Source organism: Bowmanella denitrificans, from assembly GCF_002887595.1.
Taxonomy (GTDB): domain Bacteria; phylum Pseudomonadota; class Gammaproteobacteria; order Enterobacterales; family Alteromonadaceae; genus Bowmanella; species Bowmanella denitrificans.
Map to the genome: position 1 here is coordinate 74,521 of NZ_PEBU01000006.1, position 23,339 is coordinate 97,859.

The following is a 23,339-nucleotide window of genomic DNA, read 5'->3' on the forward strand; positions in this document are numbered from 1 at the left end:
CAATCTCATCTGTGCCTCTGGAAAAAGCACCATTACGAATTGGAATTGTCGCCGGAGAAACCTCCGGCGATATTCTTGGTGCCGGTTTAATTCAAGCCCTCAATAGCCGCTTCCCGCATATTCAATTCGAAGGTATTGGCGGTCCCCGTATGCAGGCGCAAGGCTGTCAGTCGTTGTTTGATATGGAAGAGCTGTCTGTTATGGGGCTGGTTGAGGTATTGTCGCGGATCCGGCGCTTACTACATATCCGCGCATCACTGGTCGAACATTTTATTGCCAACCCACCAGACCTGTTTATCGGCATCGATGCGCCTGATTTCAATCTGGGGTTGGAAAAACGCCTCAAAGCCGCAGGCATATGCACGGTTCAGTATGTTAGTCCGACCATTTGGGCCTGGCGTGAGAAGCGGGTATTCAATATCGCGAAGGCGACCAATCTGGTGCTGAGTTTATTGCCCTTTGAAAAGGCGTTTTACGACAAATACCAGGTGCCGTGCACTTTTGTCGGTCATACCCTGGCCGATGCTATTCCTGTTGAAGTTGATTCAACTGGAGCCAGAGCGCGACTGGGGTTATCCGAACAGTGCAAGGTGCTGGCGCTGTTACCTGGCAGCCGGGGTGGGGAGGTCAGCCTGTTATTACCTGCCTTTGTGCAAACCGCTGCGCTGCTGCAGCAGCAGATCCCAGATTTGCAGGTGGTATTGCCTGCCGCCAATGCCAAACGTCGTCAGCAGATTGAAGAGTATTTGGCCAGCACCCAGAGCCAAGCGCACATTCAGATCCTGGATGGACAGTCCCGAGACGCGATGAGCGCCGCTGATGCGATTTTGCTGGCATCCGGTACCGCTACCCTGGAGGCCATGTTATGTAAAAAGCCGATGCTGGTGGCATATAAGTTCAACTGGCTGACCTATCAGATTGCCAAGCGTATGGTCCGGGCTAAGTATTTTTCCCTGCCCAATTTGCTGGCGGGTGAGGCCTTGGTACCCGAGCTGCTGCAGCACGATGTCGAGCCAGAGCGGATGAGCAAAATTTTAGCTCCCATGCTCACTCAGGGCGCACCTGGCTTGGTAGATAAATTCACTGCTTTGCATCAACAACTCAGGCTCAATGCTGACGAACGCGCAGCAGATGCCATCAGTAAATTAATAGAATCCAATGGAAAATAGATTGATTGCCGGTGTCGACGAGGTTGGCCGCGGCCCACTGGTCGGTGACGTGGTCACTGCTGCCGTGATCTTGCATCCCGACCAACCCATTGTTGGACTGGCAGACTCTAAAGCCATTTCAGAAAAGAAACGTCTTAGACTTGCCGACGAAATCCGTGAAAACGCCCTGTGCTGGTGTATTGGCCGGGCCAGTCCGGCAGAAATTGATAAGCTGAATATCCTGCATGCCACTATGCTGGCTATGACCCGTGCTGTGCAGGGCCTGGCCGTTCAACCTGAGCATGTGATGGTAGACGGCAATCGTTGCCCGCCCTGGCAATATTCCAGTGAGGCTGTGGTAAAGGGCGACGGCCTTATCGCCGCCATTTCGGCAGCTTCGATACTGGCGAAAGTCACCCGTGACGAAGAAATGCAGCAGTTAGATGCCCTGTATCCGGCTTATGGTTTTGCCAAGCACAAAGGCTATCCCACCGCATTGCACTTACAAAAGCTGGCTGAGCTTGGCCCCACCCCTTTGCACCGCATCAGTTTTAAGCCGGTGCAATTGGCATTGCAGTCACGTCAGGGAGAGTTACATGGCTGATGCTAAGTTTGTGCATCTAAGGGTGCACAGCGATTTTTCCATGCGCGATGGTCTGAATAAGGTCAAGCCCATACTTGGCAAGGTCAAGGCGCTGAATATGCCGGCGGTGGCCATTACCGACCAGATGAACTTCTGTGGACTGGTAAGGTTCTACAGTGAGGCACATGCTCAGGGGATTAAACCCATAGTGGGTGCTGACTTCTGGGTGCAGAGCGAAGAGCTGGAAGAACAGATGTTCCGCCTGACCCTGCTGGCCGCCAACAACGAAGGCTATAAAAATATCACTTTGTTGATATCCCGTGCCTATCAGCGCGGCTTTCATCCTGACCGACCGGTCATTGATAAGAACTGGTTGGCAGAACATAAAACCGGTGTGTTGATTTTATCCGGTGCCAGGGAAGGGGATTTGGGTATTGCCCTGAGCAAGGGCAATCAGGATATGGTGAAAGAGATCCTGGCCTTTTACCAGCAGCATTTTCATGATGCATATTACCTGGAGCTGATGCGCACTGGTCGGCCGGGAGAAGATGACTATCTGCACCGGGCGGTGGAGATTGCCCAGCAATATGATTTACCCGTGGTGGCAACCAACGAAGTGTGCTTTATTGAAGCGGATGCCTTCGATGCCCATGAAGTGCGGGTCTGTATTCACGACGGCTATACGCTGGAGGACAGCCGCCGTCCTAAGCGTTACAGTGAGCAGCAATATTTACGCAGCAGCGAGGAAATGGCCGAGCTGTTTGCCGATATTCCCGAAGCCCTGGAAAATACCCTGGAGATTGCCAAGCGCTGCAACGTCACTATGCGTTTGGGTGAATACTTCCTGCCTAATTTCCCCACCGGGGATTTAAGTATTGAGGACTTCCTGGTCAAAGTATCCGAGGAGGGTCTTGAAGAGCGTCTGGCGTTTTTGTTCCCCGACCCTGCTGAACGGGCAGAGAAGCGCCCAGCCTATGATGAGCGCTTGGCCATCGAGCTGCAGGTGATTAACCAGATGGGCTTTCCCGGTTACTTCCTGATCGTGATGGAGTTTATTCAGTGGAGTAAAGACAATGGAATTCCGGTTGGACCAGGGCGTGGCTCGGGTGCCGGTTCACTGGTGGCTTATGCACTGAAGATCACTGATTTGGATCCCCTTGAGTTTGATTTGCTGTTCGAACGTTTCCTCAACCCCGAACGGGTATCCATGCCGGATTTTGATGTGGATTTCTGTATGGACCGGCGTGATGAAGTGATTGATCACGTGGCGGATTTATATGGACGGGATGCGGTATCGCAGATCATTACCTTCGGTACTATGGCGGCGAAAGCCGTGGTGCGGGATGTGGGCAGGGTATTGGGTCACCCCTATGGTTTTGTTGACAGAATTTCTAAGCTGATTCCTGGTGATCCAGGCATGACACTGGCTAAAGCCTTTGAGGTGGAGCCACGCCTGCCCGAACTTTATGATCAGGACGAAGAAGTTCGCGACCTCATTGATATGGCCCGCACCCTGGAAGGGGTAACCCGAAACGCCGGTAAGCATGCCGGAGGGGTGGTAATCGCGCCCACCAAAATTACCGATTTCGCTGCACTGTATTGCGATGATGAAGGAAAAAACCCGGTTACCCAGTTTGATAAAAACGACGTAGAAACGGCCGGGCTGGTCAAGTTTGACTTTCTGGGATTGCGCACCCTGACCATTATCCAGTGGGCACTGGATATGGTCAAACAAACCAAAGGGCTGGATATCGATATCAGCGCGATCCCCCTGGATGATCTGCCCAGTTACAAGATGCTGCAAAATGCTGAGACAACAGCGGTCTTCCAGCTTGAATCGCGGGGCATGAAGGACCTTATCAAGCGTCTGAAGCCGGACACCTTCGAAGACATTATCGCCTTGGTTGCCTTGTTCCGGCCTGGTCCGTTGCAGTCAGGCATGGTGGATAATTTTATCGACCGTAAGCATGGCCGCGAGGACATATCTTACCCGGATGCCGAATACCAGCATGAATGCTTGAAAGAGATCCTTGAGCCCACCTACGGCATCATTCTGTATCAGGAACAAGTGATGCAGATTGCCCAGGAAATGGCTGGCTACAGCTTAGGTGGCGCTGACCTGTTACGCCGCGCCATGGGTAAGAAAAAACCCGAGGAAATGGCCAAGCAGCGCTCTACCTTTGAGGACGGTTCGAAAAACAATGGCATTGACGGCGAGCTGTCAATGAAGATCTTCGACCTGGTGGAAAAATTCGCCGGGTATGGTTTCAACAAGTCTCACTCTGCTGCCTATGCCCTGGTGTCATATCAGACCCTGTGGCTTAAGAAGCATCATCCAGCCGAGTTTATGGCGGCAGTGATGTCGGCGGATATGGATAACACCGATAAAATTGTGACTCTGGTGGACGAGGTTCAGCGCATGGAGCTGACAGTCTTGCCACCGGATGTGAATACCGGCCTGTACAAGTTTACGGTGAACCCGCAAGGGCAAATTGTTTACGGCATTGGTGCTGTAAAAGGCGTGGGCGAGGGCCCGATTGAAGCCATTATCCAGGCCCGTCAGGCCAAAGGTCCGTTCAGCGATTTATTTGATTTTTGTGCCAGAGTTGACCTTAAAAAAGTCAACAAAAGGGTGTTGGAAAAGCTGGTGTTATCTGGTGCCATGGACAATCTTGGGCCGCACCGGGCTTCGCTGATGGCCAGTCTGCCCGAAGCGATTGCTGCTGCCGACCAGCATGCCAAAGCCGAATCTTTTGGTCAGAGCGATATGTTTGGCTTGCTGACAACCGAACCCGAGCAGGTGCAACAAGCCTTTGCTGATGTACCCAAATGGCCGGAAAAGGTCTGGCTGGAAGGCGAGCGGGAAACGCTGGGACTGTATCTTACCGGCCACCCCATTAATCAGTATCAAAAGGAAATTAAAAACTACACCAAAATCCGTCTGGTGGATGTTAAACCTACTCCCAGGGATGGCAGTGTCACCGCCATTGGTCTGGTGATCGATATGCGGGTAATGGTGAACAAGCGAGGCCGGCGCTGGGCCATTGTCACTCTGGATGACAAAAGTGCCAGGCTGGATGTGCGCTTTTTCCCCGACATGTTTGAACAATTCGAAAGCACGCTGGAGAAAGATCGTATTCTGGTGGTGTCCGGACAGGTCAGCTTTGATGAATATTCCGGGGGCAATACAATGTCGGCCCGCGATGTATTGGATATTGTACAGGCCAGGGAAAAGCATGCCAGGGCGATTCTGCTGGGACTTGAACAACCCTGGTGTAATGCCGACAATATCGGCAGGTTACGAGAACTGCTTAGTCAGTATCAGGGCGGCACCTGTCCTATTCAGTTGTCATACCAGCACCCGGATGCCAGTGCGATGTTGACCGTTGGTGCGCAGTGGTACGTGACGCCGCAGGATGAACTGTTGCATGAATTGCAGGTTTTGCTGGGCGAAGAGCGGGTGTCTCTGACATTCCATTAAGCATGTGGCTGTTGAAAACAGACAAAATGTACCCATGAAGCTGGTCAAGGGCCGGTTTCATCCATAGAATTCAAAGGATGTCCGGGAGCCGGACAACCAAACAACCAATAAGGTAGTGGGATGAGTTTAAACTATCTGAGTTTTGAACAACCGATTGCAGAGCTGGAAGCCAAGATTGAAGAGTTGCGCCTGGTCAACCGGGGCGGCGAGTTTGACGTGGGCCTGGAAGAGGAAATCACCAAGCTCAGGGAAAAGAGTGGCGAGCTGACCCGCAAGATCTTCAGTGATCTGGGCGCCTGGCAGATTTCCCAGTTGGCGCGTCATCCCTTGCGCCCTTACACACTGGATTATATTTCCCGGATCTTTACCGATTTTGACGAATTGGCCGGTGATCGGGCCTTTGCCGATGACAAAGCCATTGTGGGCGGACTGGCCAGACTGGATGATCAGCCGGTGATGATTATCGGCCACCAGAAAGGCCGGGATACAGCCGAAAAAATTAAGCGCAATTTTGGTATGCCCAAGCCTGAGGGATACCGCAAAGCCTTGCGTCTGATGGAAATGGCTGAACGATTCAACCTGCCGATTATTACCTTTATTGATACACCTGGCGCCTATCCTGGGGTGGGGGCTGAGGAACGCGGTCAAAGTGAGGCCATTGCCCGCAATCTGAAGGTGATGGCCGGACTGAAAGTACCGGTTATCTGCACTGTGATTGGTGAAGGTGGCTCCGGTGGCGCACTGGCTATCGGGGTGGGTGATAGGGTCAATATGCTGCAATACAGCACCTACTCGGTAATATCTCCAGAGGGCTGTGCCTCTATTTTGTGGAAAAGTGCTGAAAAAGCCCCGCTGGCCGCAGAAGCCATGGGCGTCAGTGCACCGCAGATTAAAAAACTGGGGCTGATCAACAATATCATCGATGAACCCTTGGGCGGTGCACATCGTGATCATGATGGTATGGCGGCAAACCTCAAGGCTTGTATTAAACAGCAACTGGCCCAATTACAGAAATTGTCCAAGGTGGATCTGCTGAATGAGCGTTACGAGCGTTTGATGTCTTTTGGCTATTGCTAAGTAAATCCCCTAGAATAGGCCGCAATTAAGCGGCCTTTTTTATATGTCAGACAGTTTATATTCCAGCTTCGAATCCAGCCTGATGGCTATTTGGCGGCCACCCCAGCCCATTGTCGTTGCCTATAGCGGCGGACTGGATTCAACCGTGCTATTGCACTTACTGGCCAGCTTCAAACAACGGCATCCGAATGCTGTGGTCAGTGCAGCGCATGTTCATCATGGTTTGAGTGCCAATGCCGATAGCTGGCTGATACATTGCCAGAAACAGTGTGAGCGACTGGCTGTGCCTTTTGCTGCCCGTCATCTGGCGCTGCAACGCTCGCCAAGACAGAGTCTGGAAGCTTTGGCCAGAAAGGGGCGTTATCAGGCGCTGGCCGAGCTGACCGAAGAAGATGCACTGATACTGCTGGGCCAGCATCAAGATGACCAACTGGAAACCCTGTTATTGCAATTAAAACGAGGGGCCGGTCCCAAAGGGCTGTCTGGAATGGGGGGGGATACTACCCATTGTCAGCGTCGCTATGCCAGACTTCTGCTTAATCATAGCCGGGCTGCGCTTGCTGACTATGCGGCTTGCCATCAGCTTGACTGGATTGAAGATGAGTCTAATCAGAACCCGGCGTATGAGCGTAATTTTTTGCGCAATGCGGTTATTCCGCTGCTCAGGGAGCGCTGGCCCAGCATTGGTACTACGGTATCGCGCAGTGCCAGATTGTGTGCCCAGCAGCAGGCGTTGTTAGATGAGGTGGCGCAGCAGCGACTTAAGCTGGTGCGAGTGGCGGCCGATTGTCTGGATTTGCAGTCCCTGGCCGACTACAGCTGGGCCTGGCAGCAACAGATAATCCGCCTATGGTTGCAGGAAATGGCAGTACCCGCCCCCTCTGAACTGCTCTTGCATCGCTTACCGACAGAGTTATTTAACGCCAGGGAAGATGCCCAGCCCTGTATACAATGGGACAATTGGCAATTTCGCCGTTTTCGTCAGAGGCTGTATATCGTCAAATCACAGTGTTGGCAGCCTGAGCCTATCAACTGGTTGGGAGAAGGAGCGTTGTTGTTACCCGATCAGCGCGTGATGGAGTTTGATCTGACCGAAGACACCACTGAGTGTCCATTACTCTATTTACATCAAACAGATAGGGTACAGATTCGATTTGGTGAGTTTAGCCACAGTTTTACACCGGCGGATGCGCTCCACAGCAAACCGTTGAAACAATGGTTTAAGTTTTGGTCTGTGCCACCCTGGCTCAGAGATAAGCTACCACTGGTGTTTGTCAATGATAGGTTGGCCGCCGTGCCCGGTTATGCTGTCGACCAGGCATTTTCCCAACCACAGCAGGATAAGTCAGCCTGGCGGCTTAACCTTGCCGGATCTGGCAAATAGTTTCCGGGTCAGGCGGTCTTTCCCAGCAGGCTGGCATTCTGTTTGTCCTGATACAGTGCTGCATCGGCCCGACTGAACAAGGCACCACGCTCTTCACCAGACTGATAGAGTCCTGTGCCTATACTGCAGCGCATATGGTGCTTGGCCAGCAAGGGTTGGTTGTGCATCGCCTGGCGAATGCGGTGACTGACCCGTTGTAACGTTGCGCTGTCAGCGTCTGGAATTAAACAACAAAATTCGTCACCACCGAAGCGAAAAGCAAAATCGGTATCCCTCAGGCTGGTGCTAATAGCTTGTGCCATAGCAATCAGTACATTGTCACCCTCCTGGTGGCCAAAGTTGTCATTAATAGCTTTGAATTTATCCATGTCCAAGACCATCAGGCCGAACACTTCGCCACTGCGTTTGGCGTGGCTAAATAACCTGCTGAGATGTTCTTCAAAGCCGGCCCGGTTGCCCAGGCTGGTTAGATGGTCCTTGCTGGCCAAACGTTTAATCTCACTGTGCCTGATAACGTTGCGCAATTGCGGTGTCACAAGGGTATGGATCTCATCCAGTCGCCTGGTATCCAATGCATTCAGTGGTCGGTTAAAGTGATAGCGGATAGCCGTGGCGGTATCCCGCGGACAATCCATCAGTCGGGTTAGTGTACCGCTGCTACCCAAGGCTAATCGTCCTGCTGGCGACTGAATTTCCAAGCCACATAATCCAAGGCGCACAGTTAACAGGTTTTGCAGGGTCTGGGCGAAATCCGCCAGGTCCAGACAGCCCAGCAAGGTTTCGAGGATATGCAGACGCTCGGCATCGCCCAATTGCTTGTCTATTTGGCTGAAGCGGAAAAAGCTATCAGAACCTGCGTTGTCGTAAAAGGGAAGATGTTGTTCCACCGTCTGCTCCTGGTTGCGTAACGGCCTGTGCCGGCAACCTTTGCTATATTTTCTCTGCTTAGATTCGAGCAAAAACTATGCCGGACTCCTTGTGAGCATATTCGTCGGTAACCATGCTATTGAAGCTTATGAACTTTTTTTGCCTTGAAGTCGAAGACTCTATGGCCATAGTGAGTTGGCGTTCTGGCCAGAGACGTCAAATAACCGCCGGTTATTGTTTAAATTGGTTATGCGCTGTTTGTTTAAGCCGGTATTTGACAATTGCTGCAGATATTTGTGCTTAGCTGCGCCTGTCACACTATATTGGTAAAGCAGATGTTCTTTTCGCTTTGGACAAGGAGCCCTGATGGAGCAGCACCTCAATGACTTTTTCCGCGCCGATTATATGCCGCATGGACATTGTTTTTTATGGCGACCGGACATTCTGTGGCTGAATGTACTGTCCGATGCGCTGATTGCCACTGCTTACTTTACCATCCCTTTAGTGCTCTATCTGTTTGTCCGTCAACGGCCGGACATTCGTTTTGGCTGGATGCTGTATTTATTTGCCGCCTTTATCTTATGTTGTGGCGTGACCCACTTATTTGGCATCTATGTTATCTGGCACGGGGCTTATGGTTACCACGGCCTGGCAAAGCTGGTCACAGCTATCGTTTCCATCAGTACTGCTTATGTGTTGATTCGGCGCCTGCCAGACGCGCTGGCTATGCCCAATTTATCGGAATATTCTCAGCATAAGGAAATGGCCTACCGGGCCGAGCTGGACAGGTTGGAGCTGATCAGAGAGCAGGAACGGCTGGCCATGGTGCGACTGGCAGTAGAAGGCTCCCCTTTTGGTATGCTGGTAACCGATGCTGGCGGACATATTCGTATGGTCAATTCTGCCCTGACCCGCATGTTTGGTTACAGTGAACAGGAATTACTGAATGAACATGTCAATATGCTTCTACCGACAGAACAGCGCAGTCGTCACAGAAAGCTGGTAGAGGAAATCAGTATCGGTGCCCGTAGCTCAGGTTTAATGACCTCCAGGCTGGTGTATGGGGTGGCCAGAAATGGCGATAAAATCCCGGTGGAGGTGACCCTGCATCGCAGCGAAGTGGATGATGAGGTGCGGGTGTTTGCCACCGTGGTGGATATTAGTGAACGCTTGTCCTTTCAGGCCAGATTGGTGGAGGCCAATAACCGTTTTGAACGGGTTATCTCAGGTTCAAGAGACGCCCCCTGGGAATGGCATCCCAAAGATAACAGTAACTGGTTCTCACCGCGTTTCCATGAACTGTTGGGCTGGCCAGCTCAGGTGCCGGGCCACTTTGATACCTGGATTGCTCATGTACACCCTGATTATCATGACAAAGTGATGGAACACTTAAAAAGTCACATCGAGCAGCGCAGCAAGTACGATATTAATTACCTGGGACTGGCGGCAGACGGGACTTACCACTGGTTTAATACCAGGGGCGACAGCCAGCGGGATGAAAACGGCAATATTGTGATTATGTCCGGGGTGATTTCCGATATTCAGGAAGAAAAGGAAATGGAAGCGGCGGTAATGCATAAAACGGCGTTTCTTGAGTCGGTATTTGCCGGCGCATCCTGTGGTTTACTGGTGCTCGACTGGGAAGAAGATGACAAGGTTAGCATCTCTGCCGTTAATCAACGTTTTAGCATTTTGTTGGGTGATCAGGCTGGCGATTTAGAGGGGCAGGAGCTGCATCATCTGGCCCAGTCAGACGAGCGGGGCGTAATGGCTCGCTTGCAAGCACTGCTGTTTGGTTCGGCTATGGAAGCCGAGCAGGGCAGTCCGGTTGGTTTTCTATTTCAGGCTCAGGAGCATTGGGTGCAGATAGATGTACATCCTATTTCCGACGCGAAAGGAGAATGGTTCAGAGTGATAGTGTCTGCCAGTGACGTCAGCGAATTAAAGCAGGCCGAAGAGGAACTGGAAGAGGCCTTACAGGAGAAAGTTTCGCTGCTTAATGAAGTGCATCACCGAGTGAAGAACAACCTGCAAATTGTCAGCAGTCTGATGGATATCCAAAGCCGTCAGGTTAAAAAAGAAGATCTGGCGGTGATGAGCGATCTGAAAAACCGGGTGCGGGCCATGGCCCTGATCCACGAGTTACTCTATCAAAATGACAGCCTGGGCTCGATTAACTTGCAAAGTTATGTGCAGCGTCTGGTCAACCTTATCGGCGATACCCTGAATCACTCCAGTCGTGAACAACTGACCTTGGATATTCAGGCAGGAAGTGGCGAACTAAACATCAGCATAAACCAGATGGTGCCTTTGGGGCTGCTGATTTGTGAGGCGGTCACCAATGCCTTTAAATATGCCTTTAGCGGTCGCCCGGGTAAGTTGACCATCAGTATGAAAAGGGAAGACGCGCGGCTGCAACTGGCGATCTGTGACGATGGCCCGGGTTTTGATGCTGAGCTGTTCGAACAAGCCAGCCTGACCAGCCACCTTGGCTTTACCCTGATGAAAACCTTTGCCAAGCAAGCAGGTTTTACCATTCAGGTGGATGGCAGTCAGGGCACCTGTATTTATCTGACTGAACAGGCCAGCAATTCAGACTAGAACAAATTGCGGTTGCCGTCTTTATTGTCAGACAAGTACCTGAGTAAATCATTTAGCGGCATGGGTTTGGCAAAATAATAGCCCTGCATGCTGTGTACGCCTTTGTCACGCAGGTAGTGCCATTGTTCCTTGGTCTCAATGCCTTCGGCGGTAATCAGCAAGCCCAGGCTTCTGGCCAGGTTGATAATGGCCTCGATTATGATCTGGTGGCGGCTGTCGGTCCCCAGACTATCCACAAAGGTCCGGTCTATTTTTAGCTTGCTGACCGCCATTTCCGCCAGTCTGGATAAGGATGAATACCCGGTGCCGAAGTCATCAATGGCAATATTGACCCCGGTCTGGCGAATCTGCCAAAGCAGCATGGCGGCGTTTTCCGATTGCAGGGTGCTTTCGGTGACCTCCATTTCCAGATGGGCGGGGTTTATCTGACAATCCTGGATAATTTCATTCAGGGCATCGAGGATTTCGCTGTCTTTTAACTGGGCACCGGATACATTAACCGCAACCCGAATATCGCTGAAGCCGCGCTCGTCCAACAGTTTCAATAACATGCAGGATTCTCGCAGCATATGCAGGCCGATACTTTGGATCAGGCCGGTTTCTTCCGCTACCGGAATAAAAGCATCAGGTGACACCATGCCCACGTCTTTGTCTATCCAGCGACACAGGGCTTCCACTCCCACCACCTGACCACTGTGGCCATCGACAATAGGTTGCCAGTGCGCGGTAATGCTCTGCTCGGTCAGAGCCTTACGCAGCCCCTGTTCGATAAACAGGCGATAGCGGACTACATCCACCAGATCATTGGAATAAAAGGTATAAGTGTACTTGCCCCGGCGCTTGGACTCATACATGGCGGCGTCTGCATGTTTAAGCAGTGACGCCGCGCAATCTACGCTTTCATCGGCAATGGCGACACCTATGCTGCAGGTGACCATAATATCTCTGCCGCTGATATTAAATGGCTCGTTGCAGATGGCGATGATTTTTTCTGCCAGCCGCTCAAAGTCCTGACGCCGTTCTACGTCCTCGACTATCACGACAAATTCATCGCCGCCCAGTCGAATCAGCACATCCTCGGCACGCATGATCTGCTGTAATCGCTGAGCAAACTCTATTAACAATTGATCGCCGGGCTCATGGCCCATGGAATCGTTAATCAATTTAAAAGAGTCAATATCAATAAAAAACAAGCCAATTCCGCTACCTTTCTGACAATCCAGCTCCCCTAATACCTGGTTCATCAAATTTCGGTTGCCAAGGCCAGTCAGCCCATCACGATAGGCCATACGATTCAGTTCCCGTTCGGCCTTTTTCAGCGACGAGATATCGGTCAGGATCATGATAAATAATTCAGGGTTGTGTTCGGTGGCAGCGATGCGACTGATATTTTGCAAGGCATGAAAATGACTGTGATCGCGTCGATGTACCACCACTTCATGACGAATACTTTTGTTGCAGTCGGCCAGCACTTCATCGTGGCGCCTGTTGCCGGATAATACCATGGAGACCGGAGCGCCAATCACGTCATTGGCATTGAAGTGAGTGTGTTTATAGAAGGCCTTGTTCACCGAGCGAATGGTGAAATCTGAGTAGAGTACAATCACCGACTCATCAATATTGGCCAGAATGTTGTAGGCGGTGCGAAGCTCATTGACAAAATTTTCCCGTTCCGATACGTCTTTAACCGCGCCAATGCGAATCAGGCCCTGTTCCAGGGTCATGTCACTTAAGTACAGCTCTATCCAACGTTCGTCCTGAACGTCCTCACTTCGGGCTTTGAGTTTAAAGGTGCGACTGACATTTTGTCCGTTACGCAGCATGGCTTCCAGTTCGTCCACATCCTCCAGCGCCAGACGGGCGAAAAAATCGTGAGCCTTGAGTTCCACCTTATCGCCAACGATATTAACTTGTTCACCGAACAAGCCCTCAAACAGCACCGTGCCGCGCTGCACGTTGTATTCCCAAAGCCCCAGCTTAGCTGCATGCACGGCTGCTTTGAGACGCTTTTCGGAGCGCTCAGTGATTTTTTCATATCTGTGCCTGGCCAGGGCGGTTTCTATACTGGCTTTTAACTCCCGCACATTATATGGCTTGACGATATAACCGTAAGGTGCAGTCAGACCGGTGCGGCGGATAAGGTCGTCACTGGTGTAGGCGGTAAGGTAAACTACCGGAATATGTAATTCTGCGCCAATCCGTTGGGCAGCGTTGATGCCATCCCCCCCAGCACCCAGGTTAATGTCCATCATCACCAAATCAGGCTGATGCTGCTTGGCCATGTCAAAGGCTTCTTTTTCAGAACTGGCAATACAGCAGACATGGTAGCCGTTATCCTGCAAATCCAGAGAAAGATTCAGGGCGATGAGCTGTTCATCCTCGACAATCAACAAAGTGCTACGTTCCATTTACCTTCCTTGTCGCACAAGAGGTTTACCGGACGTTGTCCGGCCTGGGAGCGGCTATTAACACTGAAAGTGTGATAAGTATCCTAAATCTCCCACCTCTTCAGATTTAGTCTAAGAGAGATTAGATTTCCAGAAAGGCGCGAATTTCATCCAGTCTTTGCAGACCATCTTCCAGACCTTTGTCCATCATGGCCTGGCAAAAGCCGCCTTCAAACAGCAGATAGCTGAGCAAACTGGACTGTGAATCGGGTTTAATGCCCATAAAACGCATCAGGGTGCGAATGCCCAGCGGCAGATTGGCATAGTAGTCGGCCGCCTGCTCATTAATATTAAAACTGGGGTTGATGGCCAGGCATTGCACGGGTTTTAGCTGGGTCGCCTGACGTTGCTTGTCATTTAACAGCGACAGGGTGTGGTTGATTCGATACAAACGCTCTAAATCTGAATGCAGGGTATCGGCGAAGATGGTGTCCAGTAAATGACCGGCAATGGTGGCACTGTTTGGATAATGTTGTAACTGATGGCGGCGGTCCGGCCGGGGCTGCTCAACACCCACAATCAGGATTTTTTCTGCGCCCAGATGAATGGGCGGACTTAAAGGAGAAAGTTGGTGAATGGAGCCATCGCCAAAATACTGGTCGTTGATTTTGACCGGTGGAAAAACCAGTGGAATGGCAGCGGACGCCATCAGGTGTTCCACATTTAGTTGGGTTTTGATACCCAAACGCTTGGAGCGTTGCCAGGAGTTGAGCTCGGGCGCGCCCTGGAAGAAGCTGATGGAATCATTGGTGCTGAAACTGGATGCCGTGACACTGATCGCTTTCAAATGTCCGGTCAGCAGGTTGCGGTCAATGCGGCTAAAGTCCAGAGTATGTTTCAGCAAACGACGCAGCGGCTGGTTGTTAAGCAGGCTTGAAGGTCGTCGGCTTTTGTCTTTGGCACTCAAGTGTTGTAACTGGTTGCCAAGTAAATAGCTAAACAGCGGTAATGTGTCGCTGGCATATACCTGTTGGGTATGAAAGTTTTTCCATACCCACTCCAGCTTTCTCACGCCTAAATGATAGCAGGAGGCAAAACAGGCCAGCGCGGTCGCATTAATGGCACCGGCAGACGTGCCGCAGATGATGGGAAAGGGCAGACTGTGATTGCGTGGCAGCAAGCGGGTAATGGCTTTCAGTACGCCCACCTGATAGGCAGCGCGGGCACCGCCTCCTGTTAGCAGTAAGGCAAATCGGTGTCTTTGGGACATGCTGAGTCACTAAACCTTATCAAAATCAATTTGCATACCTTCATAGGCAGCAAATAAGTCAATATTCATCTGGCCAATCTGAATGATGTCGCGGCAATGTTGTTGTATGGCATCTATTTCATCATCGGTACGTATATCATCGTGGCTATAAAGCGCCACACGTTTTGCTTTACAGGCCATGGCCAGCTTTACCGCTTCTTCTGCCACGGAGTGACCCCAACCCGCTTTTTTGGGCATATCGGCTTGCTGGTATTGTGCATCATGTATGATCAAGTCTGTGTCGGCAGCAAACTTCACCCAATCCAGAAAGGCGGTGGCTTTTTGATAAGGAGGGTAGAGTTCATTATCGGTAATGTAGGCGATACGGGCACCATCGGCTTCAATAAGATAAGAACTGCCGCCACCGGGATGATTAATCGCTATACGTGAAATGCAGGCGCTGCCCAGATGCCAACTGCTTAGCTGGGCAGCCTTTGGGCAAAGCTGAATATTGGCCGGTAAATCCTGATAATGCACAGGGAAATAACTGCCAGTCATTTGTCTTAACACCGCATCCTGCTCTGGCAATTGTGTTTTTCCTGGTGTGATGTAAATAGTACGCCCGGCTTGATATATGGGGGCAAAGAAGGGAAAGCCCTGAATATGATCCCAGTGGTTGTGGGTGAGTAGTAAATGTATAGGGTTGGATTTATCTGCGAGTTTGGCACCTAAGGCTTTAATGCCGGTGCCTGCATCCAGAATGATATCTGTACCATCATTTAACTCAATGTGCACACAGGCTGTGTTGCCGCCGTAACGGATAAAGGCCTGCCCCGGAGCCGGGATAGAGCCTCTTACACCATAAAATGTCAGTTTCATGCCTCAACCTGCTGCAGCGTATCGGTGATGTTATACCGATACTGTTTTCCTTTGTTTTATAAGGAATTCCCTAAGCCAAGCTTAACTCTAATTAAAGCAAAAATATAAACCAAGTGTTATCTGCTTGGACTTGTGGTGCCATCCTCTGACGAACTCAGGTTGCCCCTTCAGCATACCGGCACCGCAGCTGAGCGTTCCTGCATAGTGTCCGTCCCTGGCCATGGCAGGTGAAAGTTCCCGACAACACCTGCATACCGTCCATCCCTGGACATTAAAAAGAGCGCCTGGGCGCTCTTTGTTGTTTACCTTACAGGGCCTGGATAAAACTCAGTACCTTGTCCAGTTCCAGTAATTGTTTTTCACCGCTGCGGCGACATTTATATTCCACCTGGTTATCATCAAGATTACGTTCGCCAACCACGATATGGTGGGGAATGCCCATCAGTTCCATATCGGCAAACATGACGCCAGGACGCTCTTTACGATCATCAAACAATACTTCAATCCCGGCCTGTTTAAGCTGCTGATAAATAGCTTCGGCCGCTTCCTGAATTCGGTGAGACTTGTGCATATTCATCGGGATCAGGGCGACTTTAAACGGCGCAATGGCATCCGGCCAGATGATACCGAATTTATCGTGATTCTGTTCAATGGCGGCGGCCACGATACGCGACACGCCAATACCATAACAGCCCATGGTCAGCACCTGATGCTTGCCTGACTCGGTCAGTACACCGCAGTTCATGGCCTGGGAATATTTGTCGCCTAACTGGAAGATATGCCCTACCTCAATGCCGCGCTTGATTTCCAACTGACCGTTGCCGTCAGGTGATGGGTCGCCGGCCTGGACATTACGGATATCTGCCACCTTGGGCAGCGGCAAATCACGTTGCCAGTTGATGTTAAAATAATGCTTGCCGTCAATATTGGCACCGGCACCAAAATCGCTACATTGTGCCACGGCCCGATCGGCAACTACCGGAATCGGTAAGTTCACCGGCCCCAGTGAACCCGGCCCTGCACCAATAATGGCCCGAATTTCCTCATCACTGGCGAAGGTCAAGGGGGAAGCCACTTCCTCCAGTTTGTCCGCCTTGATTTCATTCAATTCATGGTCACCCCTGACCAGCAGGGCCACCAACGGTGCGCCCGTTTCTTCACTGGCTTTGACGATTAGCGTCTTGATGGTTTTTTCAATCGGCAGATTAAATTGTTCCACTAATTCGCTGATAGTCCGGGCGTTGGGGGTGTCCACCAGTTGCATATCGGCGGCAGGTGCGGCGCGCTCACCGGCAGGGGCCAAAGCCTCAGCCATTTCCACGTTAGCGGCAAAATCCGACGCATTACTAAAGGCAATATCGTCCTCACCGGAAGCAGCCAGTACATGGAACTCATGGGACATACTGCCACCGATAGAGCCGGTGTCGGCGATAACCGGACGATACTCAAGGCCAATGCGTTCAAAAATACTGCAATAAGCCTGATACATATCCTGGTAGGTTTTTTCCAGGCAGTCCTGACTCAGGTGAAAGGAGTAAGCATCTTTCATGGTGAATTCACGGCCACGCATTACGCCGAATCTGGGACGAACTTCATCGCGGAATTTGGTTTGCACCTGATACAAATTAATCGGCAGTTGTTTGTAGCTGCTGATTTCGCGCTTAACCAGATCTGTGATTACTTCCTCATGGGTTGGGCCAAGCACAAAATCGCGCTGATGACGGTCTTTAATGCGCAGCAGTTCCGGGCCATATTCTTCCCAACGACCGGATTCTTCCCATAAATCGGCCGGCTGCACCACAGGCATTAACACTTCAATGGCACCGGCCCGGTCCATTTCTTCGCGCACGATGTTCGCCACTTTATTCAGTACGCGCAGTCCGGTTGGCAGCCAGGTATAAAGTCCGGAGGCCAGTTTGCGGATAAGCCCGGCACGCAACATTAATTGATGGCTGATGACTTCGGCATCCGCTGGGGTTTCTTTTTGTGTAGCTAGTAAGTACTGACTGCTTCGCATAGTTCACGTTACCTGGTGTATTTCGCTGTACCTGATGGGCTGTGGTGCCCTTCGGCGTGCTGAGCTTATATAAGCTGCCGTTATTGCGGCAGTGAAAATTGCGCCATTCTAGCAGCGCTTTTACGGGGGCTAAAGGCAAAACTGTCGGCTTTTCACCATTGGCAAAGGAGCGCTAGTTTAGCGGCACAATGGCGGTCACCAGGCTTTGGCCATTTTCCACCTGCCAGCGGATATTAAATGCCCCAAGCTTAACCCCAAATTCCTGGATTTGCGGTTGATGTTTTTTGTAGGCCGGGCGGGGGTCTTGGGCTAATACCTGGCTTATCAGTTCTGTAATGCCAGGATGCAGTTGTTCTGCCTTTGCCAGGGCGGGGGCCAGATTCGGGTGGAAAGACACTGGCATTTGATTATCCGGCATCTCGCTGGCAAACCCACCTTGCGCCAGCGGCAGGGCATCGGCGTAGGGAAGATAGGGTTTAATATCCAGTATCGGTGTGCCGTCCATTAAATCCATGCCTCGTACTTTCAGTACGGTTTTTCCTTTCGTTGTGGTGAGCCCCGCAAATTCTACTACCGACAAGCCGATGCCGTTGGGTCTATGTGTACTGCGAGTGGCGAATACGCCCAATTTGGCATTGCCTCCCAGCCTGGGGGGGCGCACCAGTGGCGACCAGCCGCGGTCTGCGGTTTGATGAAACTGAAACAACAACCATAAATGCGAGAATTGCTCGATACCACGAAAGCCGTTGGGATCGGCATAATCGTCAAACAGATGGATTTCGCCAACCGCACTGCTAACCAGGCCGGGCTGGCGGGGAATGGCAAATTTTTCCTTGTAAGGAGTGAGGATAGTGCCTATGGGGGATAAATGCATGTCGCCGGTCTGGATTCATAATTTGCAACATTTTCACGGCTAACGGTAATAATTTCAAAAGCTTTTACCCTTACACTGGCTACAGGATTTGAGAACATTCTCAAACTCCCCTTCCCGGACAAGTTCTTCGCCCACCGCCCTGGTGGGTTTTTTTTGCCCTTTGTTTGTACCTCCACGCTTCGACTTCACTTGTATGTGAGTTATTCTGGGCTTGAATTTTGGCTAACCATGCCCATATGAAAGGCGATTTTCTAACTCTTTGATCATTTAAGGAATCTTATGATCTCAGTAAAGAACCTGTGTAAACAATTTGGCGACTTTATGGCCGTCGACAATCTCTCCTTCGAGGTCAGACCTGGCGATATCGTCGGTTTTCTTGGACCCAATGGGGCGGGTAAATCCACCACAATGAAGATGCTCACTGGCTTTCTGGCCCCGACCCGGGGCGAAATCCGTATCTTTGACCAGGATATGAGTCAGTCGGCCAAGCATATCCAGCGTCAGCTCGGCTACCTGCCAGAAGGTGCGCCAGCCTATGGCGATATGACGCCGCTGCAGTTTCTGGATTTTATTGCCAATGTGCGTGGCTTACGTGGTCAGCAAAAACGCCAGCGTCTGAACGATGTGGTCGATATGGTAGAAATCCGCTCCATGCTGGACAGGCCAATAGAAAACCTATCCAAAGGGTTTAAGCGCAGAGTAGGGCTGGCTCAGGCCATATTGCATGATCCACAGATCCTGATTCTGGATGAGCCCACCGATGGATTGGACCCTAATCAGAAACACCAGGTCAGGGAGCTGATTCAGAATCTGTCCAAAGATAAGCTGGTGATCATTTCCACCCATATTCTCGAAGAAGTAACGGCGGTGTGTAATCGCGCCATGATTATCGCTGGTGGCCGCATGTTGTTCGATGCCACCCCTGATGACTTGCAGCGTCGCTCCCGTTACTACCGGGCAGTAAGTTTGCATTTTACGCAGATGACCGACATCTCCGGTCTGGCGGAATTGCCAGGGGTGGATGATATGGAAGTGGAAAAAAACAGTGGCCGGGTGGTGCTGTTTCCAGAACATCAGCAGGATTTAATGCCTGTGGTGTCTGCCTATATTAAAGATCGTGGTCTGCAGGTGGATAGCCTGTATCAGGAGCAGGGCCGTCTGGACGATGTGTTCAGACAAATGACAGCTGAGGTACGTGAATAATGGTCGGTACGTTATTCCGGCGCGAGTTCGCCAGTTATTTTGCCACGCCAGTGGCTTATGTCTTTATTCTTATATTTCTGATGTTAAGCGGTGTCTTCAGCTTCTTCATTGGTAATTTTTACGAACGTGGCCAGGCTGACCTGCTGCCATTTTTTAATTTCCATCCCTGGCTGTATTTGTTTTTGGTACCGGCCATGGCCATGCGCAGTTGGTCAGAGGAACGCAAGAGCGGCACCATTGAACTGTTGATGACCTTGCCGGTGACTATCTGGCAGGTGATGCTGGGCAAGTTTCTGGCAGCCTGGGCGGTACTGGGATTGGCATTGGTGCTGACCTTTCCGTTGTGGGTGACGGTTAACTATCTGGGCAATCCTGACAACGGCATTATTCTGGCGGCCTATATAGGTAGTTGGTTGATGGCCGGGGCCTTTCTGGCCATAGGTATTTGCATGTCCGCCCTCACGAAGAGCCAGGTGGTGGCTTTTATTCTGGCCGTGGTGGTGTGCTTTTTGTTTGTGCTGTCGGGCAGCAGTATTGTACTGGATTCCTTTAAAGGCTGGATGTCGCCGATGTTACTGGACACGCTGGCGTCTTTTAGCTTTCTCACCCATTTTGAATCCATGGCCAAAGGCGTGTTGGCACTGAATGATGTGGGCTACTTCCTGATTGCCATTGGCATTTGGCTATATGCTGGCTTTTTGGCCGTAGAACAGAAAAAGGCGGAGTAATTCATGTTGAAGCGATTATCCACGTCAATAGCCGGAATTTTGTTATTACTGGTGTTTTTTGTGCTGGTCATGCTTAACAATCAGTTGTTAGGCTCTGTGCGCCTGGATCTGACCGAAAATCAGGTTTATTCCTTATCTGAGGGCAGCAAACAGGTGCTCAAAGAGCTGGATGAGCCGGTACATCTTTATTTCTTCTTTTCTGATAAAGCCTCCAAAGGCATGACCAGTTTGCGCAATTATGCCAACCGGGTAGAAAGCTTGCTGGAAGAGTACCGTTCTGCATCAGGTGGCAAAATTGTGTTGCATAAAGTTGACCCTGAACCGTTCTCTGAAGCAGAGGATGAGGCCAATCGTTTCGGCTTGACCGCCGCGACGCTCGGTTCTGCCGGTGATGCTATTTACCTTGGCCTGGCGGCAAGAAATGCCTTTGATGATGAAAAAGTCATCGGCTTTTTTGACCCACAGCAGGAAAGCTTTCTGGAATATGAAATCAGTAAACTGATTTACCAGTTAAGTGATCCCAAGGACGTCAAAGTCACGGTGATTACCGACTTGCAGGTACAAGGTGGGCAAAATCCAATGACGGGGCGCTTCGATCCTGCCTGGACCAGCATCACCCAGTTGCAACAGCTTTACGACGTACAAGTGCTGGGCTCAGATATCAGCCAGGTGCCGGAAGATACTGATGTACTGCTGCTGGTGCATCCTAAAGCGTTTAGCGACGCCTTGCTGTTGAGTATTGATCAGTATGCCCTGGGCGGCGGCAAGCTGATGGCGTTTGTGGATCCTCACCATGAATCTGATCCTATGGGGGCCATGGGCGGAGCCAATAGTTCCAGCCTGGATAAACTGTTTACGGCCTGGGGAGTACAGTTCGATGCTGGCAATGTGGTGCTTGATGCGGCGACAGGCCTGGATATCCGTACCCAAAGTGGCGTAACGCGACATATGGGCTTTTTGGGCTTGGGCAGAGAGCAACTGGATAGCAAGGATGTGGTGACCAGTGGTTTGGAGTTGTTAAACGGCGCATCATTTGGGCATTTCACGCCGCCAACCGGCCCATCACTGAAATGGCATCCGCTGCTAACCTCATCGCGTTCCACCAGCCTGATGGACAATATGACCTATGCGATGACCCGTGATGCGAAACAACTGAGCAGTGGCTTTGTTGACGCCAATCAATCCTATGTACTGGCAGCCCGGTTATCAGGACGGGCAAATTCCGCCTTTGATGCCTTACCAGAGGGCAGCGAACCGCAGGAACTGCTTGCTTCCGGCGAACTGAATGTGATTCTGGTTGGTGATACCGATTTGTTAACGGACCGATTCTGGGTGAGTCAGAGCAATTTCTTTGGTCAGACTATCTTTACGCCTTTTGCCAATAACGGCGATTTCCTGACGAACGCGGTGGAGAATCTGGGGGGCAGTAATGCCCTGATCAGTATCCGCAGTCGCGGTACGTTTTCCCGTCCTTTTGAGGTAGTGCAGGCTCTGACGGTTAAAGCCGAACAGGCTTTCAGGGATCAGGAACAGTTGCTGCAGCAGCAATTGGATGAGACCGAACAGGCCCTGGCCCAATTGCAGGGGCAGCGCAGCGACAGCGGTGCGCTGGTACTGGATGCTCAGCAGCAGGAAGCGCTGGAAGATTTCATGCAAAAGAAGATTGAAATTCGCAAGGCTCTGCGAGAGGTGCGTCACCAGTTGGATAAAGATATCGAACGTCTGGGCAGTTGGTTGAAGTTGATTAACATTGCCGTGATGCCCATCCTGTTGGTGCTGTTGTTAGGGCTGTTGGCCAGACTGATGCGTAAAAAGGCCGGGGAGGTTAAACATGGCTAAACACTTGTTGAGTTTGTTGTTGGTATTGCTACTTGCTGTGGGGGCAGGCTTTTTGTTGCTGACACAGGAAGATGGGCAAGCCAAATTGCAACAAGGGCCTTTATTGCCAGCCCTGGCCGAGCAGGGCAGCCATGTGACCCACCTTGCGATTCAGGATGCCCAGGGCCTGTTGATTGAGGCTGAACTGGTGGATGGCAAATGGCTTGTCAGCAGTGAAGGTGGTTATCCCGCTGATGAACAAAAACTGGCGGAGTTACTGCAATCTTTGGTGGATGCCAATCGCCTGCAGGCTAAAACCCGTCAGCCGGAGCATTTTCATCGCCTGGGTTTGCAGGCGCTGGATGCTCCGGGCAGCACTGCGAGCTTACTTACCCTGGAAGCCACACAGCACAGTTGGCAGCTCTTGATTGGTAATACTCCAAATAGTGGTCATGGCCGTTACGTGCGTTTTGCTGACGACCAGCAGAGCTGGTTGATTGACCAGGACCTGAGTTTGCCTATGGCTGCGCGGGACTGGATGCGCCAACCCATATTGGATTTCGACAAGCAACAGATTGCCAGTATCAGCCGCTTGGACGGCAGCGCCTGGCAGATACTAAGAGACAGTGCCGAACAGCCGGATTACCAATTAGCGGCAATGCCTAAGGGCAGAGAGCTGAAGTACGCAACTGTATTAAATTCCGTGGTAACCAATCTGCTGGGTCTGAATTTTGAAGAGCGCCTGGTGGTAGATGAGAAATTCTGGCAAGCGCCGCTGCAGGCTGTTTTTCAAATGGTTACTTTTGATGGCCAGCAAGTGGACATTGCGCTTTTGCAAAAGGACGACAAACACTATGTGCGTTTTACCACTTCTACGGGGCAGCCATACTGGCAGGGGCTGACCTATCAGATATCAGGGTTTTCCGCTAATCAGTTAGCGAAAACGCGGGAAGACTTCCTGGCCGAGCCTGCCGCACCACAGAATAAGTTACCGGTTGGTCACCTGGATGAAGGCGAAGCGCCAAACCGATAACATTTTCCAC

The 23,339-nt window shown here is 51.2% G+C and carries 16 protein-coding genes; 10 read left to right on the forward strand and 6 right to left on the reverse strand.

Features of this window, described 5'->3' with window-relative positions; translation table 11 throughout:
- Window positions 1–11 precede the first annotated feature (11 nt).
- The 5 genes from lpxB (at window position 12) to tilS (ending at window position 7,673) form a co-directional block, all read left to right on the forward strand.
- On the forward strand, window positions 12–1,169 hold the full coding sequence (gene lpxB / locus CSR04_RS12345; RefSeq protein WP_102796614.1) for a lipid-A-disaccharide synthase: 1,158 nt from the start codon (window positions 12–14) through the stop codon (window positions 1,167–1,169).
- Window positions 1,159–1,752, forward strand: a complete 594-nt coding sequence (gene rnhB, locus CSR04_RS12350; protein WP_102796615.1) for a ribonuclease HII — start codon at window positions 1,159–1,161, stop codon at window positions 1,750–1,752. Before lpxB ends, rnhB begins: the two co-directional genes overlap by 11 nt.
- Window positions 1,745–5,212 carry a DNA polymerase III subunit alpha gene (gene dnaE, locus CSR04_RS12355; RefSeq protein WP_102796616.1) on the forward strand — a complete coding sequence of 1,156 codons (3,468 nt, stop codon included), beginning with the start codon at window positions 1,745–1,747 and terminating at the stop codon, window positions 5,210–5,212. Before rnhB ends, dnaE begins: the two co-directional genes overlap by 8 nt.
- A 120-nt stretch (window positions 5,213–5,332) precedes the next feature.
- A complete protein-coding gene (accA, locus tag CSR04_RS12360) occupies window positions 5,333–6,289 on the forward strand; it encodes an acetyl-CoA carboxylase carboxyl transferase subunit alpha (RefSeq protein ID WP_102796617.1) in 957 nt (318 codons plus the stop codon).
- Window positions 6,290–6,332: 43 nt separating this feature from the next.
- Window positions 6,333–7,673 (forward strand): tRNA lysidine(34) synthetase TilS, encoded by a 1,341-nt coding sequence (gene tilS, locus CSR04_RS12365; protein WP_102796618.1) that lies wholly within the window; start codon window positions 6,333–6,335, stop codon window positions 7,671–7,673.
- An 8-nt stretch (window positions 7,674–7,681) separates the two neighbouring features.
- On the opposite strand, the gene CSR04_RS12370 is transcribed toward tilS, so the two are convergent.
- Window positions 7,682–8,560 (reverse strand): GGDEF domain-containing protein, encoded by an 879-nt coding sequence (locus CSR04_RS12370; protein WP_102796619.1) that lies wholly within the window; start codon window positions 8,558–8,560, stop codon window positions 7,682–7,684.
- Between the two features lie 346 nt (window positions 8,561–8,906).
- On the opposite strand from CSR04_RS12370, the gene CSR04_RS12375 reads away from it, so the two are divergent.
- The gene (locus CSR04_RS12375; RefSeq protein ID WP_102796620.1) at window positions 8,907–11,141 is read left to right on the forward strand and encodes a PAS domain S-box protein; all 2,235 of its coding nucleotides are present in this window, start codon (window positions 8,907–8,909) and stop codon (window positions 11,139–11,141) included.
- On the opposite strand, the gene CSR04_RS12380 is transcribed toward CSR04_RS12375, so the two are convergent.
- The 5 genes from CSR04_RS12380 to tsaA form a co-directional block, all read right to left on the reverse strand.
- Window positions 11,138–13,549 carry a two-component system response regulator gene (locus tag CSR04_RS12380; protein ID WP_102796621.1) on the reverse strand — a complete coding sequence of 804 codons (2,412 nt, stop codon included), beginning with the start codon at window positions 13,547–13,549 and terminating at the stop codon, window positions 11,138–11,140. The genes CSR04_RS12375 and CSR04_RS12380 overlap by 4 nt on opposite strands.
- A 121-nt stretch (window positions 13,550–13,670) precedes the next feature.
- Window positions 13,671–14,798 (reverse strand): patatin-like phospholipase family protein, encoded by a 1,128-nt coding sequence (locus CSR04_RS12385; RefSeq protein WP_102796622.1) that lies wholly within the window; start codon window positions 14,796–14,798, stop codon window positions 13,671–13,673.
- Between the two features lie 9 nt (window positions 14,799–14,807).
- Complete coding sequence (locus CSR04_RS12390; protein ID WP_102796623.1) at window positions 14,808–15,656, reverse strand: MBL fold metallo-hydrolase; 849 nt, start codon at window positions 15,654–15,656, stop codon at window positions 14,808–14,810.
- A gap of 307 nt (window positions 15,657–15,963) precedes the next feature.
- Window positions 15,964–17,673 carry a proline--tRNA ligase gene (locus CSR04_RS12395; protein ID WP_102796624.1) on the reverse strand — a complete coding sequence of 570 codons (1,710 nt, stop codon included), beginning with the start codon at window positions 17,671–17,673 and terminating at the stop codon, window positions 15,964–15,966.
- Window positions 17,674–17,845: 172 nt separating this feature from the next.
- Window positions 17,846–18,547: a tRNA (N6-threonylcarbamoyladenosine(37)-N6)-methyltransferase TrmO gene (tsaA, locus tag CSR04_RS12400; protein ID WP_102796625.1), complete on the reverse strand. Its 702-nt coding sequence runs from the start codon at window positions 18,545–18,547 to the stop codon at window positions 17,846–17,848.
- 279 nt (window positions 18,548–18,826) lie between these two features.
- Between tsaA and CSR04_RS12405 the strand changes: the two genes are divergently transcribed.
- From CSR04_RS12405 to CSR04_RS12420, 4 genes are read left to right on the forward strand one after another with little or no spacing between them, the layout of a single operon-like run.
- On the forward strand, window positions 18,827–19,750 hold the full coding sequence (locus CSR04_RS12405; protein ID WP_102796626.1) for an ABC transporter ATP-binding protein: 924 nt from the start codon (window positions 18,827–18,829) through the stop codon (window positions 19,748–19,750).
- On the forward strand, window positions 19,750–20,478 hold the full coding sequence (locus tag CSR04_RS12410) for an ABC transporter permease subunit (protein WP_102796627.1): 729 nt from the start codon (window positions 19,750–19,752) through the stop codon (window positions 20,476–20,478). The genes CSR04_RS12405 and CSR04_RS12410 overlap by 1 nt, the downstream gene beginning before the upstream one ends.
- A 3-nt stretch (window positions 20,479–20,481) precedes the next feature.
- Window positions 20,482–22,317, forward strand: a complete 1,836-nt coding sequence (locus CSR04_RS12415) for a GldG family protein (protein WP_102796628.1) — start codon at window positions 20,482–20,484, stop codon at window positions 22,315–22,317.
- A complete protein-coding gene (locus tag CSR04_RS12420; protein ID WP_102796629.1) occupies window positions 22,310–23,329 on the forward strand; it encodes a DUF4340 domain-containing protein in 1,020 nt (339 codons plus the stop codon). Before CSR04_RS12415 ends, CSR04_RS12420 begins: the two co-directional genes overlap by 8 nt.
- Window positions 23,330–23,339 lie beyond the last annotated feature (10 nt).

Coding starts and splice junctions, on each gene's coding strand:
- rnhB (WP_102796615.1), top strand. CDS start 1,159: ATGGAAAATAGATTGATTGCCGGTGTCGACGAGGTTGGCCGCGGCCCA.
- dnaE (WP_102796616.1), top strand. CDS start 1,745: ATGGCTGATGCTAAGTTTGTGCATCTAAGGGTGCACAGCGATTTTTCC.
- accA (WP_102796617.1), top strand. CDS start 5,333: ATGAGTTTAAACTATCTGAGTTTTGAACAACCGATTGCAGAGCTGGAA.
- tilS (WP_102796618.1), top strand. CDS start 6,333: ATGTCAGACAGTTTATATTCCAGCTTCGAATCCAGCCTGATGGCTATT.
- CSR04_RS12375 (WP_102796620.1), top strand. CDS start 8,907: ATGGAGCAGCACCTCAATGACTTTTTCCGCGCCGATTATATGCCGCAT.
- CSR04_RS12380 (WP_102796621.1), bottom strand. CDS start 13,549: ATGGAACGTAGCACTTTGTTGATTGTCGAGGATGAACAGCTCATCGCC.
- CSR04_RS12385 (WP_102796622.1), bottom strand. CDS start 14,798: ATGTCCCAAAGACACCGATTTGCCTTACTGCTAACAGGAGGCGGTGCC.
- CSR04_RS12390 (WP_102796623.1), bottom strand. CDS start 15,656: ATGAAACTGACATTTTATGGTGTAAGAGGCTCTATCCCGGCTCCGGGG.
- CSR04_RS12395 (WP_102796624.1), bottom strand. CDS start 17,673: ATGCGAAGCAGTCAGTACTTACTAGCTACACAAAAAGAAACCCCAGCG.
- tsaA (WP_102796625.1), bottom strand. CDS start 18,547: ATGCATTTATCCCCCATAGGCACTATCCTCACTCCTTACAAGGAAAAA.
- CSR04_RS12405 (WP_102796626.1), top strand. CDS start 18,827: ATGATCTCAGTAAAGAACCTGTGTAAACAATTTGGCGACTTTATGGCC.
- CSR04_RS12410 (WP_102796627.1), top strand. CDS start 19,750: ATGGTCGGTACGTTATTCCGGCGCGAGTTCGCCAGTTATTTTGCCACG.
- CSR04_RS12415 (WP_102796628.1), top strand. CDS start 20,482: ATGTTGAAGCGATTATCCACGTCAATAGCCGGAATTTTGTTATTACTG.
- CSR04_RS12420 (WP_102796629.1), top strand. CDS start 22,310: ATGGCTAAACACTTGTTGAGTTTGTTGTTGGTATTGCTACTTGCTGTG.